The organism is Algoriphagus sp. 10J20-15, assembly GCF_055809615.1.
Genome location: NZ_JBVVUG010000003.1, coordinates 150409 through 172738, shown reverse-complemented (window position 1 = coordinate 172738; position 22330 = coordinate 150409). Strand labels below are relative to the sequence as shown.

Below are 22330 nucleotides of genomic sequence, written 5' to 3'. Positions count from 1 at the left end.
GCAAACTGCTATTTCTTCTTCCCTGTGGCAAAAATACGGTTCACATTAAAGCCCAATCGAAACTCATCTCCAATAGTACCATTTCCTCCGGCTAAAAGATACTGTTCATTAAGGGCCTGTGAGGTTACGAAATACATCTGAAAAACATGTCCACCGGCTTCTACATCCCAACCAATCCCAAAATTACTTCTCAGATCTGTATTCAAATTGGGGATGAATTGCAAGGCTAGTGAGGAGCGATCAGTTACTTTCCATTTACCGCTAAAACCAAGTGCCAAATACAAATTTTCGGTACCCTCAATCTGATAAACCGGCCGAGGATCAGTAAAATAGGCCATCATTGGAGTCAATTGAAAACTGATTTTCGGAGAAAACTTTCGCGCTAACATTACTTGACCAAAATAACTCATCCGCTCGCTAAAATTCGGAGCTGGCTCAGGAAGAAAGTCGTATTTCGATGTATTCACGCCTCCGCCCCCAGCAACACTCAACGAGAATGGCTTGCTCCCACTTTGGGTATGCTGAAAAATGTGATAACGTCCAAATACATTGTAAACTTTATCTCTACTACTTCTAGATGCTGCCACGGATAGTTTTTCACTTAGGGCAAATTCGAAACTGAATTGAATATTGGCGCCATTATCCAAGCCAAAGAGGTTTTGAATCCCGCCATCAAGTGTCCCAAACGTATGCATAATGGCAAAGTGCATGGATTTCTTACTTAACGGCTCGACTGTCAATAAATTAATGTGACGCGGGGCATGGAAAATTAATTCCACTGGTTGATCCGGATTTGCCAAAGTTCGCTCCAGTTGTGCAAAAAGAGAAAATGGCATTATCCCCATGAGAATCACTAGTATAAATCGATTCATTATTTTTTGGGTTTGAATACTGCGTTGAAAGTAACTTCCTGTTTTTCTGCAAGCTCGTAGAACACCAGTTTTGGTATTTCAATGTTATAATCTGATAAAAACACATCAAATCCTCCCTCCAATTCCAGATAACCATCGGCATTCGTACTTAAGGTTCCTTGGACTTCTATCTCCCGTTCTACCCCGTGAATTTTAAAGTTTCCAATGGCAGTCACCGGCGTTTTTGTACCAGAAATCAATGTGGGAATGACGCTCAAATTTCCGGTAAATTCTGCAAATGGGTATTTATCCGTTTCCAGGTAATTATCCCGCATATGCTTATCCCGAAGTCCTATTCCTGTTTCCAGCGTGTTGAGATCTATATAGAAATCCAATAAATTCTGGGTGAGATCAATCAAACCCTTCAATTGATCCGACTCTCCGTTAAATTCATTTAATGATGCTTTGGAAAGGAAATTCACATATCCAGATTCCGTGATAAAAGTCTGAGATTGTGCAACAGTGCTAACAAAGTAGAGGAAAAGTAGTAGACGTTTCATTACTTGGTAATTGTCAAAGATGTACCACTCAATGCTGTTGCATAAGATTGCAAAGGTTGAGTTGCCGGTCCTTGAAGCACATTTCCAGAAGTGTCAAACTGAGAGCCATGGCAGGTGCACGTAAACCTGTTATTTGTAAATGTCCAATTACGATCGCAGGCAGAATGTGTACAAACTGAGGTCATTGCCATATAGGCTCCTCCCACATTCACCACCAGGGTCTTTGCACTCAGAATCAATAACCATCCACCTGCCGCTGCAAGTCCTGTTTGAGTAGTTAAATCAATCGTAATTGTACTACCTGTAATTGTGATTCCAGTGGTGCTTGTAGGTGGTGATGGAGTTGGATTGGTGGGGTTTTGATCCTCAGAGTCAGAGCACCCAGTAAAAAAGGTAAGTCCAAATGAAGACATTACTACGCTTATACCCGCACGCTCAATAAATTCCCGGCGGGACTGACTTAAGGTTCCTGTTTTAGATTTGACCTGCTCCATAATTTCCATTTTTTGGTAATTACGAAGTAAAACATAGGAGTGGATGCGAATGTTTTTGGTTTAAAAAATTGCAATAGAAAAATCACAAGAGAAACAGGACTTCAATAAATTTTCAATTTCAAGTTTGAAATTAATTACTAAAAATATTTTCTGTCCAGGATCTCCTTAAGCACCACAGCATCTCTGATGCCTTGCGGGTTCTTTAGCAGGTGAGCATATCTATTTCTTCCTGAATTAGAAGATTCTACCGTCGCTTCTTTCAAGGAAGGTATTTCTGGAATTCCCTTGGAAGTCTTAGTTAAATCTGACTTAGTCTTTTCAAATGCACCTTGATAGTATTCAATCTCATCGTCATCATCCTCTAATTTCCGGGTAGGAAACCTCTTCACCGCAGGAGCAGGATCTGCTCTCCACTCAGGCCTGGAACTAGTATCTCCAGCTCGCTCATAAACCACTTCCTTGGGCTGTGCAACTGGGGTAGGTTGCATTCTAGGCTTAGCTGGCTCTACAGTTTTTGGTTTTTGCGCATCTCGGATTTCCCTCATCAGATCCTCAAAAGTAACTGGCTTTTCCTGAGGCTCATCAGGCATTTCTGGCTGATCTCCAGTCTGGTTTTTCTTTTTGCCTTTGGTAGCCTGATAGATAAAATAGGCCAAGACTGCGACGATATAAACTATATTTCCTAAATCCACGAGGGTAAGTTAATTGTTTTCGGCAAGTAATACATGTTTTTTAACCGTGGAGTTCACGGAAGACTACACAGAGACCGTAAATCAATTCTTCACAACTTGATAATTGCCTATTGAATTTGGGAATTGAAAATTTGCAAATGGTGAGGTTCCGTTAGTGAGATGAACAATGGCGGCGGTTGCATATTCAAATTTCTTTTTAACCGCGAAGACGCCAAGGTCACAAAGTAGGGTCGCAAAATCTAATACCATTTGATTTATAAATTATTGACCACTCGTTTAAGGCCATCGACCATTTTGGATACATTAAAATTCAACAATAATCCAAGTCTACGGTCAGAAAGCTTTAAGTAAGTTAGAATCTGGGCTAGATGTATATCTGAAAATTCTTCAACCACTTTAATCTCTACAATCACCTTATTTTCTACAAGTAAATCAATCCAATAACCAGCTTCTAAATTCACTTCTTTGTAAATAACAGGTAGAGCAACTTGGGTTCTAACTTCTAAACCTCGCTGTTTAAGTTCATATGCTAGACAAATTTCATAACTGCTTTCCAATAGCCCTGGGCCTAAATGCTTATGCACATCTATTGCCGCTCCAATTATGATTGATGACATCTCATTTTCAGTCATTTGCTTAAAAAAATAATCTTAGCGACCCTCCTTTCCGTACTCAGCGTCCCTGCGGTTGAAGAATAAACATTTATCATAGCATTATGTCATTCCGGGCGATGTCAAGTATAATAATTCTATTTATAGATCATAAAGGCCTACTTGATTCCAAGCACTGAGACTGTACTCTGATCACTGCGTCTATTAACAAACAACTATCTACAATTCACTACTTATAAATTCCTTCACAACTACCAACAAAAAACAGAACACTGAAATCCTTGGACAATGGCGCAAATGATCTTATTTTGTTTGATTATTTAAGACAATTTCAAAAGGATGCTGCTCAGTAAGCTGGAGATCAAAGGGTTTAAGAGTTTTGGGGATAAAATGGTGATTAACTTCGACAAGGGAATCACCGGTGTAGTAGGGCCAAATGGCTGCGGAAAATCCAACGTGGTCGATGCAATCCGCTGGGTGCTCGGCGAGCAAAAAACCCGTATGCTCCGCTCCGACAAGATGGAGAATGTGATCTTCAACGGTACGAAAAACCGCAAAGCCTCCAACCTTGCAGAAGTTTCCCTGACTTTTGAAAACACCAAAAACCTACTGCCTACCGAGTACACCTATGTAACCATTACCCGTCGCTACTACAGATCCGGGGATAGTGAATACCAAATCAATGGGGTCACATGCCGCCTGAAGGACATCACAAATCTCTTCATGGATACAGGAATCAATTCGAATTCCTATGCCATCATCGAGCTGAAAATGATCGATGAACTCCTAAATGACAAGAATAACTCACGTAGGGATTTGTTTGAGGAGGCTGCCGGTATCTCTAAATTCAAAAACAGAAAGAAAGAAACCTTGCGCAAGCTACAGGACACAGATGATGATTTAGACCGTGTAGAAGATGTGCTTTTTGAAATAGAGAAGAACCTGAAAAGCTTGGAAAAGCAGGCTAAGCAGGCTAGCAAGTATTTCGAAATAAAGAAGGATTATCGGCTAGCAAGTATCAATCTGGCCAAAAAAAGCATAGAGAAACAAAGTAAATCCCTGATCGAAGCCAGCCAGAAAATTCAGGAAGAAGGAGACAAAAAACTCCAACTTCAAACTCAGGTAGCTGATCATGAAGCCCTTCTCAGTCAGTTGAAGTCTGAATTAATCCTTAAGGAAAAACTGCTTGCTAGCCGTCAAAAGGCACTTAATGAGCATGTAAATAAGATTAGAACATTTGAATCGGAGAAAAAAATAAAGAATGAACGTCTTCGCTTTTTAGAAGATAGATCTCAGAAATTACGTGAGCAAATAGACACTGACCGGAAGTCAAACGATCGCGCTGGCTTCAGTATTCGCTCCCTACAGCAGGAAAAGGAATCTGCAGAGAAGATGTTGGCAGAGAAGGAAATGATTGTGTCCGAACTCCGTGAAGCATATGAAAGTCAAAAACTCATTCAAGCTGAAAAGCAGCTAGCTCAGAAGACAATCAATCAGAACTTTGAAACACTCAAGGAGAAGGTCTATCAGCTTAGTAAGGACATAGAGATTAAGCAGATTCAGCTTTCTACTCTAAAGCAAGAACTGGAGCGGACTTCATCAGATGATTCCTCCCAGGAAGCCAATCTGGTAGATTTTGAAGAGAAACTGATCACCCTGAAGGCGGAGCTCGATGAGTCCACTAAGGGCTATGGGGAGCTAAAAGCTAAGCAGGAAGATTTGGACCAAAAGATTGAGGAAACGAATCGGGTGATCGAAATGATCCGTGAGGAACTCACCCAATCCTCCAGAAAGCTTGACTCTAAAACTAACGAATTCAACCTCACCAAGTCTTTGGTGGAGAACTTGGAAGGTTTCCCGGAAGCAATCAAGTTCCTGAAGAAAAACCCAAGTTGGGGCAAGGATGTACCGCTCCTCTCCGATCTACTGACCACCTCGGAAAAGTATAGGGTAACGATTGAGAATTACCTGGACAGCTACATGAATTATTATGTGGTTGATACCGAAGCTCAGGCGATTGCTGCAATACAGCTTCTGTCAGATTCCGCTCGAGGCAAAGCCAATTTCTTTGTTTTGGAGCATTTTGAGCGTTTTAAGCCGAGCCAAAACAAGCTTTTCGCAAATGCTACAGCGGCTACCGAAATCATAGAATTTGATGTCAAGTATTCCCGTTTGATCAACTTCATTCTGGACAATGTCTATATAGTACAAGGCGAACATAGGGATTTTCCTCAGGATACAGAAGCTGTATTTATTTCAGAAAACGGTAAGTACACCAAACGAAAATTCAGTATATCAGGTGGTTCTGTGGGGCTTTTCGAAGGAAAAAGAATAGGTAGAGCCAAGAACCTGGAGAAACTGGACAAGGAAATCAAAGAGCTTAACAAGAAGGTCAGCAGCACTAGAAACAACCTTGATAATAAGCTGTCTGAACTGATGAAGCTAAAGGAAATCAGTTATAAAAAGACGTTGGAAGAATGGCAGAATAAAATCAATGCCATCAACCAGGACTTTCGTGTCTGTGCGCACTAAAAAGGAGCAACTAGCTGAGCTGCTTAGTTCTAATGCCAATAAGCGGGAAGATATTCTGGATAGAATAGCCTCTATAGAAGAAAGCTTGACTGAGATTCAGCCACAGCTTTTTGATGAGCGAGCGGAGTTTGAGGCCATGCATGATGAGCTCGAAGAACTGAATGAAAGCTACGAAAAGGAATCTACTTTGCTTTCTGAAAAATCCCAGGCATTCAATGCTGAAAATATCCTTTATCACCAGCATCTCAACCGGGTCACTAGTTTGGATCAGGAAATAGAGTTCAAGCAGTCTGCCTACGAGGGCTCCAAGGAGAGAATTGGGAAATCCCAGTCTGAACTTTCCACGCTGGACACGGAAGTGAAATCCCTGTTGGACAATAACGAGATAAAGGATGACGAACTAATAGAATTGTATTCAGAAAAAGAAGGCATAGAAAAAGGCGTTCAGGAAGCAGAGAAGGACTATTATGCTTCCCGAGGGCAGATCGATGAGATTGACCAAAAGATCCGAAGCATACAAAAATCCAAGGAAAGCTACGATCAGCTGATTCACGAACTGGAAAATGCAGTGAATGAAATCAAACTTAAAATGGCTGGTATGAAGGAAAGGCTCAGCGTGGAATTTGAGCTGGATCTGGACGAGTTAATGGAGGAAAATCCAGAAATAGACGAAGAATTCCGGGAGTTTGCAGAGGATAAATTACGCGAGTTGGTTAGCAAGCAAAAAGAGAAACTGGAGAAAATCGGACCTATCAATCCCATGGCCATGGAAGCCTACGATGAAATCAAGGTTCGTTATGATTTTATTATCACACAGAAAGAAGATCTGATCAAAGCCAAGCAATCCCTCTTGACTACGATTCAAGAAATCGATCAGGTGGCCAAGGATACATTTTTGGATGCCTTTGCCAAGATCAAGGAGAACTTCGTGAAGGTATTCCGCTCGCTGTTCACCGAGCAGGATGATTGTGATCTGACTTTGGTAGATCCTAGTAATCCCCTGGAATCTGCGATTGAGATTTTGGCCAAGCCAAAGGGCAAGCGTCCATTAAGTATCAATCAGCTATCCGGAGGGGAAAAGACCCTAACTGCCACTTCCCTACTCTTTTCTATTTATCTGCTGAAGCCAGCGCCTTTCTGTATTTTTGATGAAGTAGATGCCCCGCTTGATGACGCCAATATTGATAAGTTCAATCAGATCATTCAGAAGTTCAGCGCCGAGTCCCAGTTTATCATCGTGACACATAACAAACGAACCATGGCTAGCACGGATATTATTTATGGTATTACCATGATCGAAGCGGGCGTTTCTAGGGTTGTTCCGGTGGATTTAAGGGAGTTGGCTTAGAAATTAACAGCCTCCAGCTAAATCAGGAGTAAATACGATTGAGATCTAAATTTTATGCAAATGATTAAAATTGCGTCTTTAGCTCATTCCTAAAAGAAATCCCATACCTGAATTAGCGTGGGCTTTAACCTCTCCCTAAATTGAATCCAATGGAATAGGTATGTGGCTATGTCCTGAGCAGACCGTCAGTGCTAAAAACATAAGAATTCCTTCATTGAAAATTAACCTCCAACACTTTTCAATCCAGTAATTTCAATGAAGCAATTCTATAAAAAATGTCAATTCCCGTACGCCCTCTTAATGAAACTCACTTAGGCTTTGATTTCTTCAACTTTATCTCCAATAACCACAGCTCTGAGTCCTTTGGCAAAATAAAAGAGATCACTGTCAAAAAGAATGAATATCTCTATGACCCTTCCTCCGAGCATCTCTTTATTTTTGAAATCCTGATGGAGCAGTAAAGCTCGGAAGCTATACGGATGACGGCGAAGAATTCACCTTTGATGTTTTACTTTCAACTGATTTTTTTGGGGATTTAAAATACCTAAACAACCAATTTTTCGAATTCTCCAAGGCATTAGTAGATACACGAATCCGAATCTATAACCGGGATTTTTTCAAAAAAATGGTGGTTCAATCGCCTGAAGTTTCCGAATGGTTTATTTCCTATTTAGTCAAACGCTGGTGCAGTACTGAGAAAAAGCTTAAGAAACTTCATGAGAAAAAAGCCCAGGAAAAACTCATGTTTTTAAGTACATATTTTGATTTGACAGTTCAGGATGCCAATGGGAAGTCTTTTAATCTAAATGAATTGTTAACACAAAAAGATTTGGGAGATTTAATCGGAGTGACTAGACAAACTGTGGCAAATTCTTCCAAGGTAAAATTACGTGAACCCGCAAAAAGGTAACTGAAAAAGCTTTCATATAATCAGGATCCTAAGGCCCTAATTTTAGAAAGCAAATGAACTTATTGTTAGATTTTTATCTGCGCTATTATCATTCTGTTACCTCTATTTCCAATGTTAATTTTTAACATTTCAAGCTACTGCTGAAATCTAGTTTTGGATAAAATTAAACCATTATCCAACGACTATGAGTTCAAAAAATTCTACCCACTTATTTACAGGAATACTATTGCTATTCCTATTCCTTGGAATCAGGATTCAGACTTATTCCCAGGCTACCAATGCCTCGATTTCTGGCATAGTTACAGATGCAGAGGGCGAACCTCTGATTGGAGCTGCCCTGTTAATCAAAAATGAGATGACCGGATTTACCGCATCGGCGATCACCAATCTCACAGGATCTTACACGGTGAATCAACTTCCACTTGGAACCGATTATTCTGTTACCTGCACCTACCTAGGTTATGGCACAAAGGTTTTTACCGGCTATTCTTTCAATCAAGGAGAACGTATCAAGTTGGATATTTCCTTAAGTGAATCAACCCAAAACCTAAGCGAAGTCAGCGTAACTGCCAACTCATTGAGCAATAGCATTGACAGGTTTGGAAGTTCTACTGCAGTGACCGCCAGAGATATGTCCACCTTACCCGTAAACGGAAGGAATTTCAATTCCTTGGTAGACTTATCCCCTGTTTCCAACGGCAGCAATTTGCTTGGTCAATTGTACTCCTCGACCAATTACACCATTGATGGAATGACCAACAAAAGTCCATTATCAAGTGGATCAACCAACAGAGGTCCATTCTCCATCTCTATGGAAGCAATCCGGGAGTTTGAAGTAGTGACCAACGACTATGATGTAACCAATGGAAGAAGCGGTGGCGGGATAATAAGTGCTGTGACCAAAACAGGAACAAATGAGCTTCATGGATCAGCGTTTTTATTTAACCGTGCAGATTGGCTGGCCAGTAAATACGACACCAGAGGAAATAAAAGAGAGGATGAATTCTCCATCCAACAATATGGTTTGACGCTAGGCGGAGCCATTATCAAAGACAAGCTACATTATTTCATTGCCTATGATGGGCAGCGTGATGCTAGACCTCTTTACATCGCTGACATCAGAACTCCTGAGGACGAGAACAGATATAACCTATCCCAGGAATCTCTGGATAGATACCTACAGATAGGTAGGGACAAATATGGCCTTGCGGACTCTCCACAGACAGGGAGTTTCAGTAAAAAAAGATATTCCCACACTGCTTTTGCAAGGATTGACTATCAGATCAATAAATCCAATTTATTGACCATCAGAAACAACTTCTCGCGTGACTTAAACAGTCAAGGGGTGTCTGATAACAGTGCGATCAATTTATATGAAGTTTACGGAGATCACCTTTCCACAGCTAATAGTTTGATGGCCTCTCTACGGACAGAAATTAACAATAATCTCACGAATGAATTAAAACTTCAGTACTTATATACGCTTGATGATGGCAGACCTAATGCCCAATTGCCAAGTTCAAATATCCCAAGAGCAATCGTACAGCGGGTAGAATCTGTAGTGGATGGAAGTGATGTGAATACGACGATTCAGCTAGGTGGTCAGCGTTATCTCCCTGAGCGATTTGAGTCAAATGTTTATCAATTTGTGAACAACCTCTACTATAACAAGGGAAAAACCAATTACACCTTTGGAATGGACTTGCTCTTAAATGACCTCACTTCACTTGCAACGAGTGAGTTTAACGGGAGGTTCTATTTCACCGGTCTTGATAATTTCGATGACTTAAAACCATACCGTTATGCAAGAGAAGTAGCAACAGAAGATCCTACAGTAGAGCAAAGTATTTTTGGAGGCGGGATTTATGCACAGGCTGATACTGATCTTGGAAGAGGAATGAACCTGATCCTCGGTCTTCGCGGAGACTATACTACCTATAAAAATAGCCCAACGTTTAACCAAACTGTCTTTGATGAATTGGGATTGAGAACCGATGTGAAAACAGGTGGTTTTCAGATCCAGCCAAGATTCCAGTTTACCTGGGACGTCAACGAGAAGCAACAGGATATCCTAAGAATTGGAGGCGGTATTTTCGGTTCGGCGCTGAATAACTACTCAGATGTCAACAACCTACAGTTTGACGGAACAAAGATTTTTGCTGTGGATATCACAGGAGAGAATGTGCCAACTCCGAATTTTGAATCATACAGAAATGATCCGAGCACTGCACCAGGTGTTGACTTATTGAATCAGCCGGGCATCACCCCTGTGACCACCATCAATATGAACAGTGAGGATCTGAAAGTACCTACTGTCTATAAGGGCAATGTGATGTACAATAGGGTTTTCAATAACCGATTGAGATTGGGAGTGAACTTTATAGCCTCCATCGCGAGGAACAATTACATGTATGTGGACAGAAATATGGTAGATCAGCCTTATTTCAGACTTTCTGAAGAGGATAATCGGGGTGTATATGTTCCGGCAGAATCTATCAGTACTTCCAATGGAAATGCGGACTGGACCAAAGGCAGAAAAACAGATCAAATAGGTCGAGTGCTGGAATTGAACAGCGAGGGGAAAAACAATACCTATACCATGGTAATCGATGGAACCTACCGCTATTTTAAGGATGGGCAGATTACTGCCAGTTATACCCTGAAATGACAGTAAGGATAATACCTCCTACAATGGCAATGTGGCCAACAGTGCAACCTTAAGCCAGATGGTTGTGGATGATCCTAGGGATTTATCCATGATGAACTACTCCAACGGACAATACAGAAGCAAGGTGGTGGTATATGGCACCCTTCCTACTTTCAAAGGATTTACAGTGGGCGTTCGATATTCAGGAATTGGTGGAACACGCTATTCACTACGGGTGAACGGAAACGTAAATGGTGACTTTGTCAACTCCAATGACCTTGCTTTTGTATTTGATCCCTCTACCCCAGGGATCTCGGAGACAATGGCGGAAGCTATGAATAATGTACTGCAAAACCCTGACAACCTAGCTAAGGATTATATCCGGGAAAGTCTTGGAAATGTAGCAGTTAGAAACGGTGGGATAAATGGATACTTTGGGAACTGGGATCTACGTGCTACCAAGAAAATATTCTTTACTGCAGCTAAGAAATCAGGTTTTGAACTTGGACTGGACATCTTCAACGTAGCGAACCTGCTTAACAAAGAATGGGGAACTTCGAAAACACTGGGTAATCAAAACTTATTGACCATCAGGAATTTTGATCCGGAGAAAATGGCCTATGAATACCAAGTTAACTCTAATGTAGGTGTTACTACTCCGGGAGGCACACCTTATCAATTACAAATCTCAGGAAGAATCTTTTTCTAAAACCACCAATTAGTCCACTGCCTCACAATAGAGCAGTGGGCTTTTTCAATTCTTAAATACAATTATGCAATCATATTTTATTAGGAAATCATTCCTCCTTTTCGTCCTCGCTTTTTTAACAAGCATTTCCCTAGCAACAGCTCAAGCAAAACCATCGGAGCATGTAATTCTTATTTCCATAGACGGATTCCGGCCAAACTTCTACCTTGAAGAAAAATGGCCAGCTCCAAACCTTCAAACTATGGCTAAGGAAGGAGCAAGATCACTAGGTGTGACTGGTGTATTTCCATCGGTGACCTATCCCTCCCATACCACAGTCATTACAGGATTTCCACCTGCCAAACATGGTATATATTACAATGCTCCATTTGAGCCAGATGGGCAAACTGGCAAATGGTATTGGGAATCCGAATTGATTCAAGTTCCTACACTCTGGGATGCTGTCAGGGAAGCTGGAATGAAAAGTGCCAGTTTCCTTTGGCCAGTTTCCGTCAATGCTCCTATAGATTACAATATTCCAGAATACTGGAGTCTGGAAAATGGTGGAAGGATTGAGCCAATGCGGGATATGGAAACTCCCAAAGGACTTATGGCAGAAATGGAACTTCAGGTATTGGGTAAGATGAATGAAAGAACCTTCAATGGGGATTACCTCAACAGGGAAGACAGAACCGGGGAGATGGCAGCTTATGTATTGGAAACTTACAAACCAAACTTGACCAGTATTCATCTAATCGCTGCAGATCACTTTCAGCATAGTGAAGGAAGAGATGGACCTATGGTTTACAAGTCCATTGCAGCCATAGACCGGGCAATAGGCAAAATTATGGAAGCCGCCGAACGTGCTGGCATCGCAGATAAAACCACTTTCATTATCACTGGTGATCATGGCTTTGTCAATACCCACAGCTCCATCTCCCCAAACATCTGGTTAGTGGAAGCAGGTTTGTTGGAGGATTCAAAGGATAGAGGCAATTGGAAAGCCGCATTCCATACCAGTGGTGCTTCCGCTTTTCTACACCTAAAGGATCCAAATGATCAGGAATCTGCCAAGCAAGTGGAGAAAATTCTAGCCAATCTACCAGCTAACATTAAAAAGCTATTCCGAGTAGTTGACAGAGAGGAACTGGACAAAATCGGTGCTGATCCTAATGCAGTCTTAGCCTTGGCCCCCATTCAGGGCATTTCATTCTCGAGTTCCACAAGTGGAAATATTTTAAAGCCAGCTAATGGTGGTACCCATGGATATTTTCCTGATTTCGATGAGATTGAAACTGGCTTTATCGCTTGGGGAGCAGGTATCAGAGAAAATGTAGAGATCCAAGAAATGGGACTGGTAGATGTCGCACCAGTAGTGAAGTATTTATTGAATTTACCTATTGACTTACCTGAGAGTAATCTGTATCCAGGGATTAAGAAATAATGTAAGACAAATGTCTGATTAAGGAGAAGTGGGGAAACCTGCTTCTCTTTTTTTTTGACTTCGCAAAATTTAAATCTGTATCCAAAATCCCCCAGAGAACCGAAATCATTTAGAATCAGGAAAAAGTCCCAAAGAGACAAGCTATAGGTAACCCTGTGGTTTACAGAACGTAGCCGAATGCTCATGATAATCTTGTTTTTTAATAGTAGTCAGTTTGGGATTAGTTGAGTTGCATAGGTTAGTATCAATGCTATTTATACTATTTAAATCTCCTATTGGCTATAGAAAAAGGTTCTACCCTGAATTTAATGGAAAGATAAGTTGGCCAATAAACTAATATCTACAGAAGAAAGTATAGCTTCTGTTTTATTATTGAATAATTTTTCTGGAAAGAATCAACATCACATACACCTTCCTCCATTTTATATAGGTTTTATCTTTGTCACTTTTTGGCGGCCAAAAAGTAACCAAAAAGCCCTGAGCCTCGGTCTTTTCTTTTCGCTGATACCGTTTTTTATTCATTTTAAACAGCAACACAGCGGAATTTTGTTCTGGGTTTCTCACCTAAAATGACTCCCTCCCAAAACCTGGCCCAAGTCCAAAATGCCCACTTGGCATTTTTAGACTTGTCCTCTCGTTCCTCGGGAGCTAAGTCATTTTCTTAACAGTGTTCAACCCATTACAAAACAGAAAATCCCGCAAGGCTCACCCATCCGCATGATAGCCTCCGGAAACCATCATCAGAAACAAATAAATTGTTAACTCCATTAAAATGGTGGTAGTTCCAAGAAAAATTATATGAAAATACCGAGGGGTTAAAATCCCCATTTTGTTGAAAATATATCTCGCTTTATTAATTGAGTAAATATAATTATCCGGGAATCACTTTTTGAGACCGTAAAAGTGAACGGATTTACACTAAAGTATGCCGGTGTTTATGGATTGAAATTAGAGTGTATGGCGATTCTAACGTGCATTAATGCCCAATTTAATTACTTCATGGCATTTTGGGCATTATACAAACACTAGGAATATGGAAGATGGGAATGGCTCTTGGTAGCATATATATATCAGTGCATTCACCTTTGATGTTTAGTGATTCCCTATCCAGCAAACGGAATTGGATATAAGAACAACAGGGTAATGCTGATCTACAAAAACATTAACCATATACTAACTAACTCCAATAATAATGACCAAGAAACAGGAACCACAAAAAGGTAACTCCAAAACTGATGACCTCAATCATAATACTGAGAACGGTCGAGGACATGCCATGACCACCAATCAAGGTCTTAAAATTAATGATGATACCAACTCTCTAAAAGCAGGTGAAAGAGGAGCCACTCTTCTAGAAGACTTCATCCTACGAGAGAAGATCACCCACTTCGATCATGAACGAATTCCCGAACGGATTGTACATGCAAGAGGATCTGGAGCACATGGGGTGTTCAAAGGTGTATGACGACTCCTTAAAAAAATATACCAAAGCGGCATTTCTTACAGATCCTTCTCGGGAGACCCCACTTTTCACTCGATTTTCCACTGTAGCAGGGTTTCGCGGATCAGCAGATGTTCCCCGGGATGTGAGAGGATTTGCTGTTAAATTTTATACCGAAGAAGGTAATTACGATTTGGTAGGTAACAACATGCCTGTGTTTTTCATTCAGGATGCTATTAAATTTCCTGACCTTATCCATGCAGTAAAGCCAGAACCACATAACGAAATTCCTCAAGCAGCTTCAGCTCACAATACTTTTTGGGACTTTGTATCCCTGTCACCGGAAACCATGCACAATATCATGTGGCTAATGAGCGACCGGGCAATTCCTCGGAGCCTAAGAATGATGGAAGGCTTTGGAATTCATACCTTCCGACTGATCAATGAGGAAGGTAAATCACACTTTGTAAAATTCCATTGGAAACCCTTATTAGGCACACATTCAGTAGTCTGGGACGAAGCTTTGAAAATAAACGGTCAAGATCCGGATTTTCACAGACGTGATTTGTTTGAGGCCATAGAAAGCGGAGCCTTCCCAGAATGGGAACTGGGAGTTCAGATTGTTCCCGAAGAAGATGAACATAACTTTGATTTTGATCTTCTCGATCCTACCAAATTGATCCCCGAGGAAATTGTGCCTGTTCAAAAGGTAGGTAAAATGACGCTTAACCGTAACCCTCAGAACTTCTTTGCTGAAACCGAACAGATTGCTTTCCACCCAGGCCATTTAGTGCCGGGAATAGATTTCACCAACGACCCGTTGCTCCAAGGAAGATTATTTTCGTACACTGACACCCAGCTAAGTCGTCTGGGAGGACCAAACTTCCATGAAATCCCAATTAATAGGCCTATAACTCCTATTCACAACAATCAGCGGGATGGCATTGCTCGGATGGAGATAAATACCGGCAAAACCAGCTATCACCCTAACTCTATATCCCAGCGGTGACCCGAGACAGGCTAAAGTAAGTGAAGGTGGATTTGCGAGCTATCAAGAAAGAGTGGACGCAAATAAGGTAAGGGCGAGAAGTAAAAGTTTTATGGACTTTTTCAGCCAACCTAAATTATTCTATAATAGTTTGTCAGAACCAGAACAAAGTCATGTAGTAGAGGCTTTCTGTTTTGAATTGGGAAAAGTCGATATGCCTGAAATTCGTCAGCGTGTAGTGAATTTGCTATCTAAGGTAGATGGGGCATTGGCCAAAAAAGTGGCTGATGGGTTAGGATTGGCGGTGAAAAAACCTGAAGAACCTATCAACCATCAATTTGGAGCTGATGCAAACCCTCAGGATTATCAACCGGTTAAGGTAACCCCAACGCTTAAAGAATCGCCTGCATTGAGTATGGCAAATACGATCAAAGGATCAATAAAAACCCGTCAGATTGCATTTTTGGCAGCAGATGGCGTTGATTCCAAATCTCTTTCTACCATGAAAGATGCATTGGAATCAGAAGGTGCAGTAGTTAAAATAATTGCCCCTCGGTCAGGATTTATCAAAGACAGCTCAGGAAATGAGGTAAAAGTGGATCACAGTATTTTGACATTTTCATCGGTATTGGTAGATGCTATTTATGTTCCTTCAGGAGAAAAAAGCATTAACACATTAAAGCAGACTCCAAAAGCCATTCACTTCTTGGACGAAGCTTTTCTGCACTGCAAAGCTATTGCAGCTGATGATGATGCAAGCGAACTTGTTAAAATCACATATATAGCCAACTACCTCAATAAAAATTTGGAGAAACAGAAAGATAATGGCTTACTGCTAGGAAGTATTTCAGATAAGAATTTTTCCGAAAATTTCATCAAAGCAGTTGGAAATCACAGGTTCTTTGAAAGAGAAAAAGAAGGAAAAATACCAGCTTAAAAACCACCATGGGAAACATTAATTTGTTTCCCATTTTTTAACAAAGACTATGAAAGAATTAATCGACGCAGCAAGAATAGGCGACACAGAAAAGATAAAAGCTCTTCTGGAAAATGGAGCGGACGTAAACTATAAAGATGAAAAAGGTTTTAGCGCCCTAACCATTGCAACATACAACAACCAGATTAAAGCGACCGAATTCCTGTTGGAAAATGGTGCAGATGTAAATGTACAGGACAAAAGTGGGAACACTCCCTTAATGGGAGTCTCATTTAAAGGCTATGCTGAAATTGCCCAGCTTTTACTGAATCACCATGCAGATATAAATGCCACGCACGGTAATGGAGGTACAGCCCTAATGTTTGCGAGTATGTTTGGGAAAAATGAGATCGTGAAACTTTTGTTAGCAAATGGAGCTGATAAGATGATGATGGATCACAAAGGCCTGATGGCTGTGGATCACGCTGGTATGCAGGGTAATTCAGAAGGAATTGAATTGTTGGCTTAAGAATTATCGTATGAATGCAAAAAAACCAGATCTCCCCTGCTGGTAAATTAATATTTTACTTTTATCCGCTTTTGTGCCAGTATGGAGTCAAAAGCAAAAAAGGGTAGGTTAAACTTAAGGATCGAGGCCGCTTCAGCCTGTCCCGCCAGTGCGGGAGGCTTCGGTCATCGGTCATCCAGCCAGAAAAGCAAAGAATCTAATGTGACTGGAATCATAACGAATAATCATTAAAGTTTTAAGCGCATAACACTGCGTTACATGATTAAGAAAAATCAGTTTAGGACGAACAGGAAAACTAGAGAATAGTCTTTGCATTTCCGCCTCTAAATTTCAAGGATTACCTGCTTTTCGAAAACGAATCATCTCTACCCTGCTTTGAATCTTATTTTAACCTCTCCACCCAAACTTATCTGGGATTTTCACAAAAAGGTTATGCTAAAATATACTCCAATTCTTCCATGCAGATCAAACAGGCGTTTGCGCACTCTTGAAATTCCACTAGTTCATGCTGTTTGAATTCATTAAGACAAATTTCACAGGTTTGATAGGTCTGATTCATTACGCGACCTCTATCGAGCTTAGCTGACTCACAAGCATCTAGACATTCCACACAGATATCGATGCATTCTTTCGCCTTTTCAATGCATTTTTCCATACCAGGGGAGTTCCTATGCTCAGATACTAGTTGATGACAATTTCGAATGCATCGCTCCAGCGCTAGTGTACAGTTACTTTTTAATTGAATAAAACGGGTCATGGCTAAAAGGTTAATTCCAATATCAGGAAACCAAATAACCCGCCATTTTAATGCAAAAAGACTAATAGGTGTTTAAATAAATATTAAGGCCACTAATCGTTTCTTAATTGATTTTAGGATTAAGTTTTAATGGGAAAATTCTTCTCAAAATGGTGCATTCATTCCATTAGCATTCAACTTGTTTTGACATGGAAGTTTTCGAAATGTATTTATCAACTAAAGAAAATTTTATTGAGAAATATCTTCCAAAGTCCCGTTTAGCCACTTACTACATTCGTGATCGGAATACCAAACATTCCCTATTGCATGCACCTTTCTTTTTACACCTGTCATGGGGTTTACAATGGTATATTCAATATCGTACTCGCCCCTAGACTCAATGGTTAAAGCACTCTGAATTGCAACTTTTACACGTTCTCTATCCTCAGGTACGATAGCATTAATTGCCATCTCGAGATCAAATTCATCTTTGGCTTCTAACCCAAACCAGGTTTTAAGCCTCTCATTGGCAAAAAAACTATTAGTGACTGGATTGTAATTCCACGTGGCTAATTCATCAGAACCTGCAGGAACATTTATAAAGTCTTTTACTTCTTTCATTTTCTAGATTTTAAATTCCTTTATAATGATCATTCAATATACTACTTGTCTTAAAAATATACACGGTAAAGTATAGAAAGCCCATAAGTAAGTACTTCTGTACACTCCTACTCTATGCAATTCATCTATTGAAAAAACCTTAAACTCTCTCAAAAAGGCAGATTTACTTGAAGTTACAAATCTAAATTAGGTAATAGATCTTCGGTAATCACTTTGGGAGTCTACATGGATCTGAAAGCGATATTGCAGTTGCAGACACCCCTTTGCTCCTCCCTTTTTTCTCGCTGATGAGAGCTGACTTGTTTGAAAGTAACATCCTAAGGCTAAATTGTTTCCCTTCTTTCCTATGGCATTTCGCAGTACCTCTTTTACAGATAGTTGAAAAGGCCTGTTTGATTGGTATTTTCACTTCATTCTTCCTAGTAATTGTGTATTGGTTTAGCTTTTTTTTAAGCTTGACAGCTTGAGGCCTGCACTACCTGCAAGGAAAGGGTACAAACGAGCAACAGCATTGGCGCATCTAAAATCAAAAAAATCAATTTCCCAAGTAAAATCTACCGTTCAGGATTTCAAAAATGATTCACAGGCTTTGACAAAGGCATCTTTCCTACGAACAGAAATTTCCAATTTCAATCCATTGGATAAGGTTACATACCCTGATTTTGAATAACCTTTGATGAAATTCAAATTAATAAGATGGGAATTATGGATTCTGAAAAACCCAAAATCTAACAACAGCCCCTCAAAGTACTTCAGTGTTTTAGAAACAGTATATTTTTTCCCATCCTTGGAAAACACGTGGGTATAATTAATAGCAGCCTCACATCTTAAAATGTCCTGAATTGACAGAAATTCAAAGCCATCTTTGGTAGGTAAACTGATTTTCTTTGAATTGGGTAGCTGGAAAATATGTCCCATTAGCACATCTACCCTTTCTTTAAGCTGTTTATGATGCATTTTATCTGTGGCCTTTTGAAATGCCACTAGAAAATCCTCCCTATCGATAGGCTTCAATAAGTAATCAACAGCCGAAAACCGAAAAGCATCTAAAGCATATTGTTCATATGAAGTGGTAAAAACCAGACAAAAATCAACGTATTCACTTCCTGAAAGCACCTCAAAGCCGGTTCTATTTCCTAGCATCACATCCAAGAATACCAAATCCGGCCTGTGAATTTCCAGTCCTTCAATAGCAGAATCAACAGAATCAAAGCAAACTATAACGGATGATTTCTGATATGGCTTCAAAAAAGCAAGGATGCGATCTGTGCAATGTTGTTCGTCATCAATTATTGCTATTGTCATTTCCCAAGTCAAAAGGCAAGATGTAAAGGTAAAATGATTTCCACACGTGTTCCTGAAGCCGAAGTATTATCGATTATGCGGAGCTCACCCTGAAATCCATATTTTTCTCGAAGGATTTTGATACGGCTTTCAGTGATAGATACTCCCATGGATTTTTTCTCAGTACCACTATTTTTATTATTTCTTCCTACTCCATTATCTTGTACGGAGCAGAGCAATTTATCTTTTTCCTTCTTAAAATTAATTTCAATCAGACCTTTTTCCTGCATTCCTAGAAAAGCATGCCAGATACAATTTTCTATAAATGGCTGTAGAATCATCGGTGGAACCAAAATATTGCCTGCTCCAAGTCTTCTGAAATGTTGATTTGGTAAGTAAATTTACCTGCTTGTCTTTTACTCTCCACCTGCAGGTATAATTCCAAAAATCTAATATCATCACTCAGCTGAATTTCATTCAAAGCAGAATTTTCCAAAACCATTCTCATAAGTTTCCCAAACTTGGAAAGGTAGTCCTGTGCTTGCATCTGCCTCATTTTTTAAAATATAATCCCCAATGGAATTCAGGGAATTAAATATAAAATGAGGGTTCATCTGAGACCTGAGGGCCTTTAGTTCAGTTTCCGAAACCAACGCCTTGAAATCGGCTTCCTTCTTTGCTGTCAAGGCATCTCTGCGTCGCATGTAAAAATAGCTGGCGATCAACAAACCTGTCAGGATTAATATACCTGTCCAGAGGGTGTATTTCCTGACCAATTTTTGCTTTTCGATTTCGGCAGCAGCTTGAGTTCTTTCTTTTTCAAAATCAAAAGCCATTTGCTTCCTATTGATCTCCACACGGCGGTTCTGATTATTCAAACTATCCTTCAAAGTAGAAAAGCTACGGTATGCATCCAATGCCTCTTTGAAGTTTCCCTCTGCAGCATAAATATCTGACAAGGTGCCCCACGCAGATTTTTGAATAAAAAGATTCCCTTGTATCAAGCTGTATTCCAGAGATTCCTGAGCTAGTGCAGCCGCTTTTTCCAAATCCCCTGTTCCAAGATAGGCCATCGCTGCATTGGCATAGGCAGTGGGTTTTACAAAGTCAATTTCAAGCGAATCAACCAATTTCAGACTTTTTTCTGCTGTCGTAATCGCCTGCTCAGGTTGACCAGCCTGGGAATAGATCAATGAAAGGTTGCTGTACAAATTGGCTTGCTGGGTAGGATTGGTGTTTATCTGCGCATGCTCCAGCCCCTTGCTGAAATAGAAAATAGCTGAATCAAAAATTTCTAGAGATCCATAAATATTTCCAATATTCAGGATCGCCGTCAATTCAGCAGCTGCACTGTTATCAGAGACTTCCCTAAACAAGTCAAGTGCCTTTTTATACTCTTCCTGTTCGTAATAAATGGTAGCTATATTCCCTTTTATCCCCCACTGGTATTCATTTAGATGAGCATGGGACTCTGCCAGGTTAAGAGCCTGAAGGTAATAGTCCAAGGCCTTAAATGGGTTGGAAAACGTGTATTGATAGATCAATCCAAGTCGTTCATCAGCCATCAAAACACCTTTCTGATATCCTAAAATTTCAGCAGCCGACAAAGTTTGCAAAGCCATATCCAACAAATTGCTATCAGCAGTAATTGAAAAAAGGTTTTTCTTCAGATAATCATTTCTCTGATCAATCAGAATAGAGTCCTTTTGGGAAAGTTGGTGGATATCCAGAGCCAGAGTATCCTGGTGAACCAGCAGGAAAAAATCAAGGAAAAATACCAGTACAAGATAGAAGCCCATATCAACGAGAAAAGCTCCTGTAAATTAAAGCTTTAGAACAAAAAATAAGTCATTCTATACAATTAATCTATCAAAGTCTACAGGAAATAAATTGCTCTTTCACTGCATTTCATTCAGGTTTAAATTTATCAAAAAGCCTAGAAATGGAGATTCAAAAAATTCAAACGTATTTTTCAAAACCAGAAAAGGTTCTTTTGGGAGCCTGTGGAGCCACAGCTAGTAAAACCGGACTCTCGATCATCACAATTAGGATAATGATTTTGGTCCTTACCATTTTCTATATACCCATTGGTCTACTACTCTATTTCCGCATTATTCCTAGGACTGGTTTTGAATAAAGGGAAGATCCTAACTTTTGCCCTTTTCGGGACACTGATCGGTATTCCCCTGAGTTATTATTTTCAGCCCGAGGTAGTGCAAAACTGGAGAGGCGGATCAGGTGTTTTTGGATACTTAAAAAACTTCCTGAGCATGGTGGAAGAATATGATCGCTTGGTCGGAAATGGTTGGGCATTAGTTCAGAACATGCTGTTAGCCATAGTGGTAACCACTCTTATTGGAGGTGCTATTGGATATTATTTGGATAAGAAAAACAAAACAAATCCCTCATGAAAAAATCCCTTATTTATACGCTGCTGCTTGCAAGCACTACTTTTTTTCTGGCTTGTTCCGGTGAAGACGATTCTCTGCCCAAAGCCTCAGAATATTACTTCAGCTTCAAAGTAAATGGTCAAGCTATGGACTATCCTTATCAACCTGAAAGCCAGATTAATCTAACAGGAGGCCTTTATTTTGACGGAGTTAATGAATTAAATATCATGCAACTTTCAGGAAGTAAAGACATTTTTCAGCCCCTCAAAAATCAAGTGGTTTTCAGATTAGAGAATATAGAGGAATTTAAAGAAGGGACTAAGTATACAAATATACCGTCCAATGGCTTCTTAGTTGCCCACTCCTATTTATTTGGATATTATGACGAAAACGGTAAAAGCTTTCTTGCTTCCAAAAACAGTCCTCTTGCATCCCTCTGGGATTCCGTTGAGATTGAGTTTAGTGAAATTAATGCGAATGGAATCAAAGGAAGTTTTTCAGGAACTGCCTTAAATTATGATAGCAGCACCGGGATGAACGTACTCACTGGGAAGGTGGAAATTACCGAGGGAAAATTCCATGTGCCAAGAAATAATGAATAAGGTTGGGAAATTGCTAATAGAACCACAGCATAAGTACTTCCAACAA

Annotated in this window: 23 protein-coding genes and 1 pseudogene; 13 read left to right on the top strand and 11 right to left on the bottom strand. The window is 40.1% G+C overall.

Annotated features, from left to right (window positions below):
* Window positions 1–8: 8 nt before the first annotated feature.
* The 5 genes from AC0L6R_RS01205 to AC0L6R_RS01185 all read right to left on the bottom strand — a co-directional run bounded on the left by AC0L6R_RS01205 (window position 9) and on the right by AC0L6R_RS01185 (window position 3229).
* Window positions 9–872 (bottom strand): DUF5777 family beta-barrel protein, encoded by an 864-nt coding sequence (locus AC0L6R_RS01205; protein WP_473269542.1) that lies wholly within the window; start codon window positions 870–872, stop codon window positions 9–11.
* Complete coding sequence (locus AC0L6R_RS01200; RefSeq protein WP_473269541.1) at window positions 872–1411, bottom strand: YceI family protein; 540 nt, start codon at window positions 1409–1411, stop codon at window positions 872–874. Before AC0L6R_RS01200 ends, AC0L6R_RS01205 begins: the two co-directional genes overlap by 1 nt.
* On the bottom strand, window positions 1411–1905 hold the full coding sequence (locus AC0L6R_RS01195; protein WP_283413278.1) for a QcrA and Rieske domain-containing protein: 495 nt from the start codon (window positions 1903–1905) through the stop codon (window positions 1411–1413). Before AC0L6R_RS01195 ends, AC0L6R_RS01200 begins: the two co-directional genes overlap by 1 nt.
* A 137-nt stretch (window positions 1906–2042) precedes the next feature.
* Window positions 2043–2597, bottom strand: coding sequence for a hypothetical protein (locus AC0L6R_RS01190; RefSeq protein WP_473269539.1), 555 nt, complete (start codon window positions 2595–2597; stop codon window positions 2043–2045).
* Window positions 2598–2851: 254 nt separating this feature from the next.
* Window positions 2852–3229, bottom strand: coding sequence for a GxxExxY protein (locus AC0L6R_RS01185; RefSeq protein WP_473269538.1), 378 nt, complete (start codon window positions 3227–3229; stop codon window positions 2852–2854).
* A 318-nt stretch (window positions 3230–3547) separates the two neighbouring features.
* On the opposite strand from AC0L6R_RS01185, the pseudogene smc reads away from it, so the two are divergent.
* From smc to AC0L6R_RS01135, 10 genes and pseudogenes are all read left to right on the top strand, one after another.
* A pseudogene (gene smc / locus AC0L6R_RS01180) lies at window positions 3548–7088 on the top strand (chromosome segregation protein SMC).
* A gap of 275 nt (window positions 7089–7363) precedes the next feature.
* A complete protein-coding gene (locus tag AC0L6R_RS01175; RefSeq protein WP_473269536.1) occupies window positions 7364–7549 on the top strand; it encodes a hypothetical protein in 186 nt (61 codons plus the stop codon).
* 164 nt (window positions 7550–7713) lie between these two features.
* The gene (locus tag AC0L6R_RS01170) at window positions 7714–7998 is read left to right on the top strand and encodes a hypothetical protein (RefSeq protein ID WP_473269534.1); all 285 of its coding nucleotides are present in this window, start codon (window positions 7714–7716) and stop codon (window positions 7996–7998) included.
* 184 nt (window positions 7999–8182) lie between these two features.
* Window positions 8183–10666 carry a TonB-dependent receptor gene (locus AC0L6R_RS01165; protein WP_473269532.1) on the top strand — a complete coding sequence of 828 codons (2484 nt, stop codon included), beginning with the start codon at window positions 8183–8185 and terminating at the stop codon, window positions 10664–10666.
* Between the two features lie 31 nt (window positions 10667–10697).
* Entirely contained in the window at window positions 10698–11354 is a 657-nt protein-coding gene (locus AC0L6R_RS01160) for a hypothetical protein (RefSeq protein WP_473269530.1), read from the top strand.
* A 64-nt stretch (window positions 11355–11418) separates the two neighbouring features.
* On the top strand, window positions 11419–12777 hold the full coding sequence (locus AC0L6R_RS01155) for an alkaline phosphatase family protein (protein ID WP_473269529.1): 1359 nt from the start codon (window positions 11419–11421) through the stop codon (window positions 12775–12777).
* Between the two features lie 1192 nt (window positions 12778–13969).
* Complete coding sequence (locus AC0L6R_RS01150; RefSeq protein WP_473269527.1) at window positions 13970–14242, top strand: catalase; 273 nt, start codon at window positions 13970–13972, stop codon at window positions 14240–14242.
* A complete protein-coding gene (locus tag AC0L6R_RS01145) occupies window positions 14172–15227 on the top strand; it encodes a catalase (protein WP_473269526.1) in 1056 nt (351 codons plus the stop codon). Before AC0L6R_RS01150 ends, AC0L6R_RS01145 begins: the two co-directional genes overlap by 71 nt.
* 130 nt (window positions 15228–15357) lie before the next feature.
* Complete coding sequence (locus tag AC0L6R_RS01140; RefSeq protein ID WP_473269524.1) at window positions 15358–16143, top strand: catalase-related domain-containing protein; 786 nt, start codon at window positions 15358–15360, stop codon at window positions 16141–16143.
* Window positions 16144–16192: 49 nt separating this feature from the next.
* Window positions 16193–16651, top strand: a complete 459-nt coding sequence (locus tag AC0L6R_RS01135; RefSeq protein ID WP_473269523.1) for an ankyrin repeat domain-containing protein — start codon at window positions 16193–16195, stop codon at window positions 16649–16651.
* A gap of 430 nt (window positions 16652–17081) precedes the next feature.
* On the opposite strand, the gene AC0L6R_RS01130 is transcribed toward AC0L6R_RS01135, so the two are convergent.
* The 6 genes from AC0L6R_RS01130 to AC0L6R_RS01105 all read right to left on the bottom strand — a co-directional run bounded on the left by AC0L6R_RS01130 (window position 17082) and on the right by AC0L6R_RS01105 (window position 21091).
* On the bottom strand, window positions 17082–17408 hold the full coding sequence (locus AC0L6R_RS01130; protein WP_465251384.1) for a four-helix bundle copper-binding protein: 327 nt from the start codon (window positions 17406–17408) through the stop codon (window positions 17082–17084).
* A 228-nt stretch (window positions 17409–17636) separates the two neighbouring features.
* Window positions 17637–18008: a PAS domain-containing protein gene (locus AC0L6R_RS01125; RefSeq protein ID WP_283413270.1), complete on the bottom strand. Its 372-nt coding sequence runs from the start codon at window positions 18006–18008 to the stop codon at window positions 17637–17639.
* Between the two features lie 561 nt (window positions 18009–18569).
* Entirely contained in the window at window positions 18570–19313 is a 744-nt protein-coding gene (locus AC0L6R_RS01120; protein ID WP_473269521.1) for a LytR/AlgR family response regulator transcription factor, read from the bottom strand.
* Window positions 19314–19321: 8 nt separating this feature from the next.
* Entirely contained in the window at window positions 19322–19582 is a 261-nt protein-coding gene (locus tag AC0L6R_RS01115) for a sensor histidine kinase (protein WP_473269520.1), read from the bottom strand.
* A 47-nt stretch (window positions 19583–19629) separates the two neighbouring features.
* Entirely contained in the window at window positions 19630–19794 is a 165-nt protein-coding gene (locus tag AC0L6R_RS01110) for a hypothetical protein (protein ID WP_473269519.1), read from the bottom strand.
* On the bottom strand, window positions 19766–21091 hold the full coding sequence (locus tag AC0L6R_RS01105; protein ID WP_473269518.1) for a tetratricopeptide repeat protein: 1326 nt from the start codon (window positions 21089–21091) through the stop codon (window positions 19766–19768). The genes AC0L6R_RS01110 and AC0L6R_RS01105 overlap by 29 nt, the downstream gene beginning before the upstream one ends.
* Window positions 21092–21234: 143 nt before the next feature.
* Here AC0L6R_RS01105 and AC0L6R_RS01100 point away from each other — a divergent pair, with 143 nt between their 5' ends.
* From AC0L6R_RS01100 to AC0L6R_RS01090, 3 genes are read left to right on the top strand one after another with little or no spacing between them, the layout of a single operon-like run.
* The gene (locus AC0L6R_RS01100) at window positions 21235–21429 is read left to right on the top strand and encodes a PspC domain-containing protein (RefSeq protein ID WP_473269517.1); all 195 of its coding nucleotides are present in this window, start codon (window positions 21235–21237) and stop codon (window positions 21427–21429) included.
* Window positions 21380–21703, top strand: a complete 324-nt coding sequence (locus AC0L6R_RS01095) for a hypothetical protein (RefSeq protein ID WP_473269654.1) — start codon at window positions 21380–21382, stop codon at window positions 21701–21703. The genes AC0L6R_RS01100 and AC0L6R_RS01095 overlap by 50 nt, the downstream gene beginning before the upstream one ends.
* The gene (locus tag AC0L6R_RS01090; protein WP_473269516.1) at window positions 21700–22284 is read left to right on the top strand and encodes a hypothetical protein; all 585 of its coding nucleotides are present in this window, start codon (window positions 21700–21702) and stop codon (window positions 22282–22284) included. Before AC0L6R_RS01095 ends, AC0L6R_RS01090 begins: the two co-directional genes overlap by 4 nt.
* Window positions 22285–22330 lie beyond the last annotated feature (46 nt).

Coding starts and splice junctions, on each gene's coding strand:
- AC0L6R_RS01090 (WP_473269516.1), top strand. CDS start 21,700: ATGAAAAAATCCCTTATTTATACGCTGCTGCTTGCAAGCACTACTTTT.
- AC0L6R_RS01115 (WP_473269520.1), bottom strand. CDS start 19,582: ATGCAGGAAAAAGGTCTGATTGAAATTAATTTTAAGAAGGAAAAAGAT.
- AC0L6R_RS01185 (WP_473269538.1), bottom strand. CDS start 3,229: ATGACTGAAAATGAGATGTCATCAATCATAATTGGAGCGGCAATAGAT.
- AC0L6R_RS01150 (WP_473269527.1), top strand. CDS start 13,970: ATGACCAAGAAACAGGAACCACAAAAAGGTAACTCCAAAACTGATGAC.
- AC0L6R_RS01205 (WP_473269542.1), bottom strand. CDS start 872: ATGAATCGATTTATACTAGTGATTCTCATGGGGATAATGCCATTTTCT.
- AC0L6R_RS01200 (WP_473269541.1), bottom strand. CDS start 1,411: ATGAAACGTCTACTACTTTTCCTCTACTTTGTTAGCACTGTTGCACAA.
- AC0L6R_RS01125 (WP_283413270.1), bottom strand. CDS start 18,008: ATGAAAGAAGTAAAAGACTTTATAAATGTTCCTGCAGGTTCTGATGAA.
- AC0L6R_RS01135 (WP_473269523.1), top strand. CDS start 16,193: ATGAAAGAATTAATCGACGCAGCAAGAATAGGCGACACAGAAAAGATA.
- AC0L6R_RS01145 (WP_473269526.1), top strand. CDS start 14,172: ATGAACGAATTCCCGAACGGATTGTACATGCAAGAGGATCTGGAGCAC.
- AC0L6R_RS01105 (WP_473269518.1), bottom strand. CDS start 21,091: ATGGGCTTCTATCTTGTACTGGTATTTTTCCTTGATTTTTTCCTGCTG.
- AC0L6R_RS01165 (WP_473269532.1), top strand. CDS start 8,183: ATGAGTTCAAAAAATTCTACCCACTTATTTACAGGAATACTATTGCTA.
- AC0L6R_RS01170 (WP_473269534.1), top strand. CDS start 7,714: ATGGTGGTTCAATCGCCTGAAGTTTCCGAATGGTTTATTTCCTATTTA.
- AC0L6R_RS01110 (WP_473269519.1), bottom strand. CDS start 19,794: ATGGTTTTGGAAAATTCTGCTTTGAATGAAATTCAGCTGAGTGATGAT.
- AC0L6R_RS01130 (WP_465251384.1), bottom strand. CDS start 17,408: ATGACCCGTTTTATTCAATTAAAAAGTAACTGTACACTAGCGCTGGAG.
- AC0L6R_RS01120 (WP_473269521.1), bottom strand. CDS start 19,313: ATGACAATAGCAATAATTGATGACGAACAACATTGCACAGATCGCATC.
- AC0L6R_RS01100 (WP_473269517.1), top strand. CDS start 21,235: ATGGAGATTCAAAAAATTCAAACGTATTTTTCAAAACCAGAAAAGGTT.
- AC0L6R_RS01155 (WP_473269529.1), top strand. CDS start 11,419: ATGCAATCATATTTTATTAGGAAATCATTCCTCCTTTTCGTCCTCGCT.
- AC0L6R_RS01195 (WP_283413278.1), bottom strand. CDS start 1,905: ATGGAGCAGGTCAAATCTAAAACAGGAACCTTAAGTCAGTCCCGCCGG.
- AC0L6R_RS01175 (WP_473269536.1), top strand. CDS start 7,364: ATGTCAATTCCCGTACGCCCTCTTAATGAAACTCACTTAGGCTTTGAT.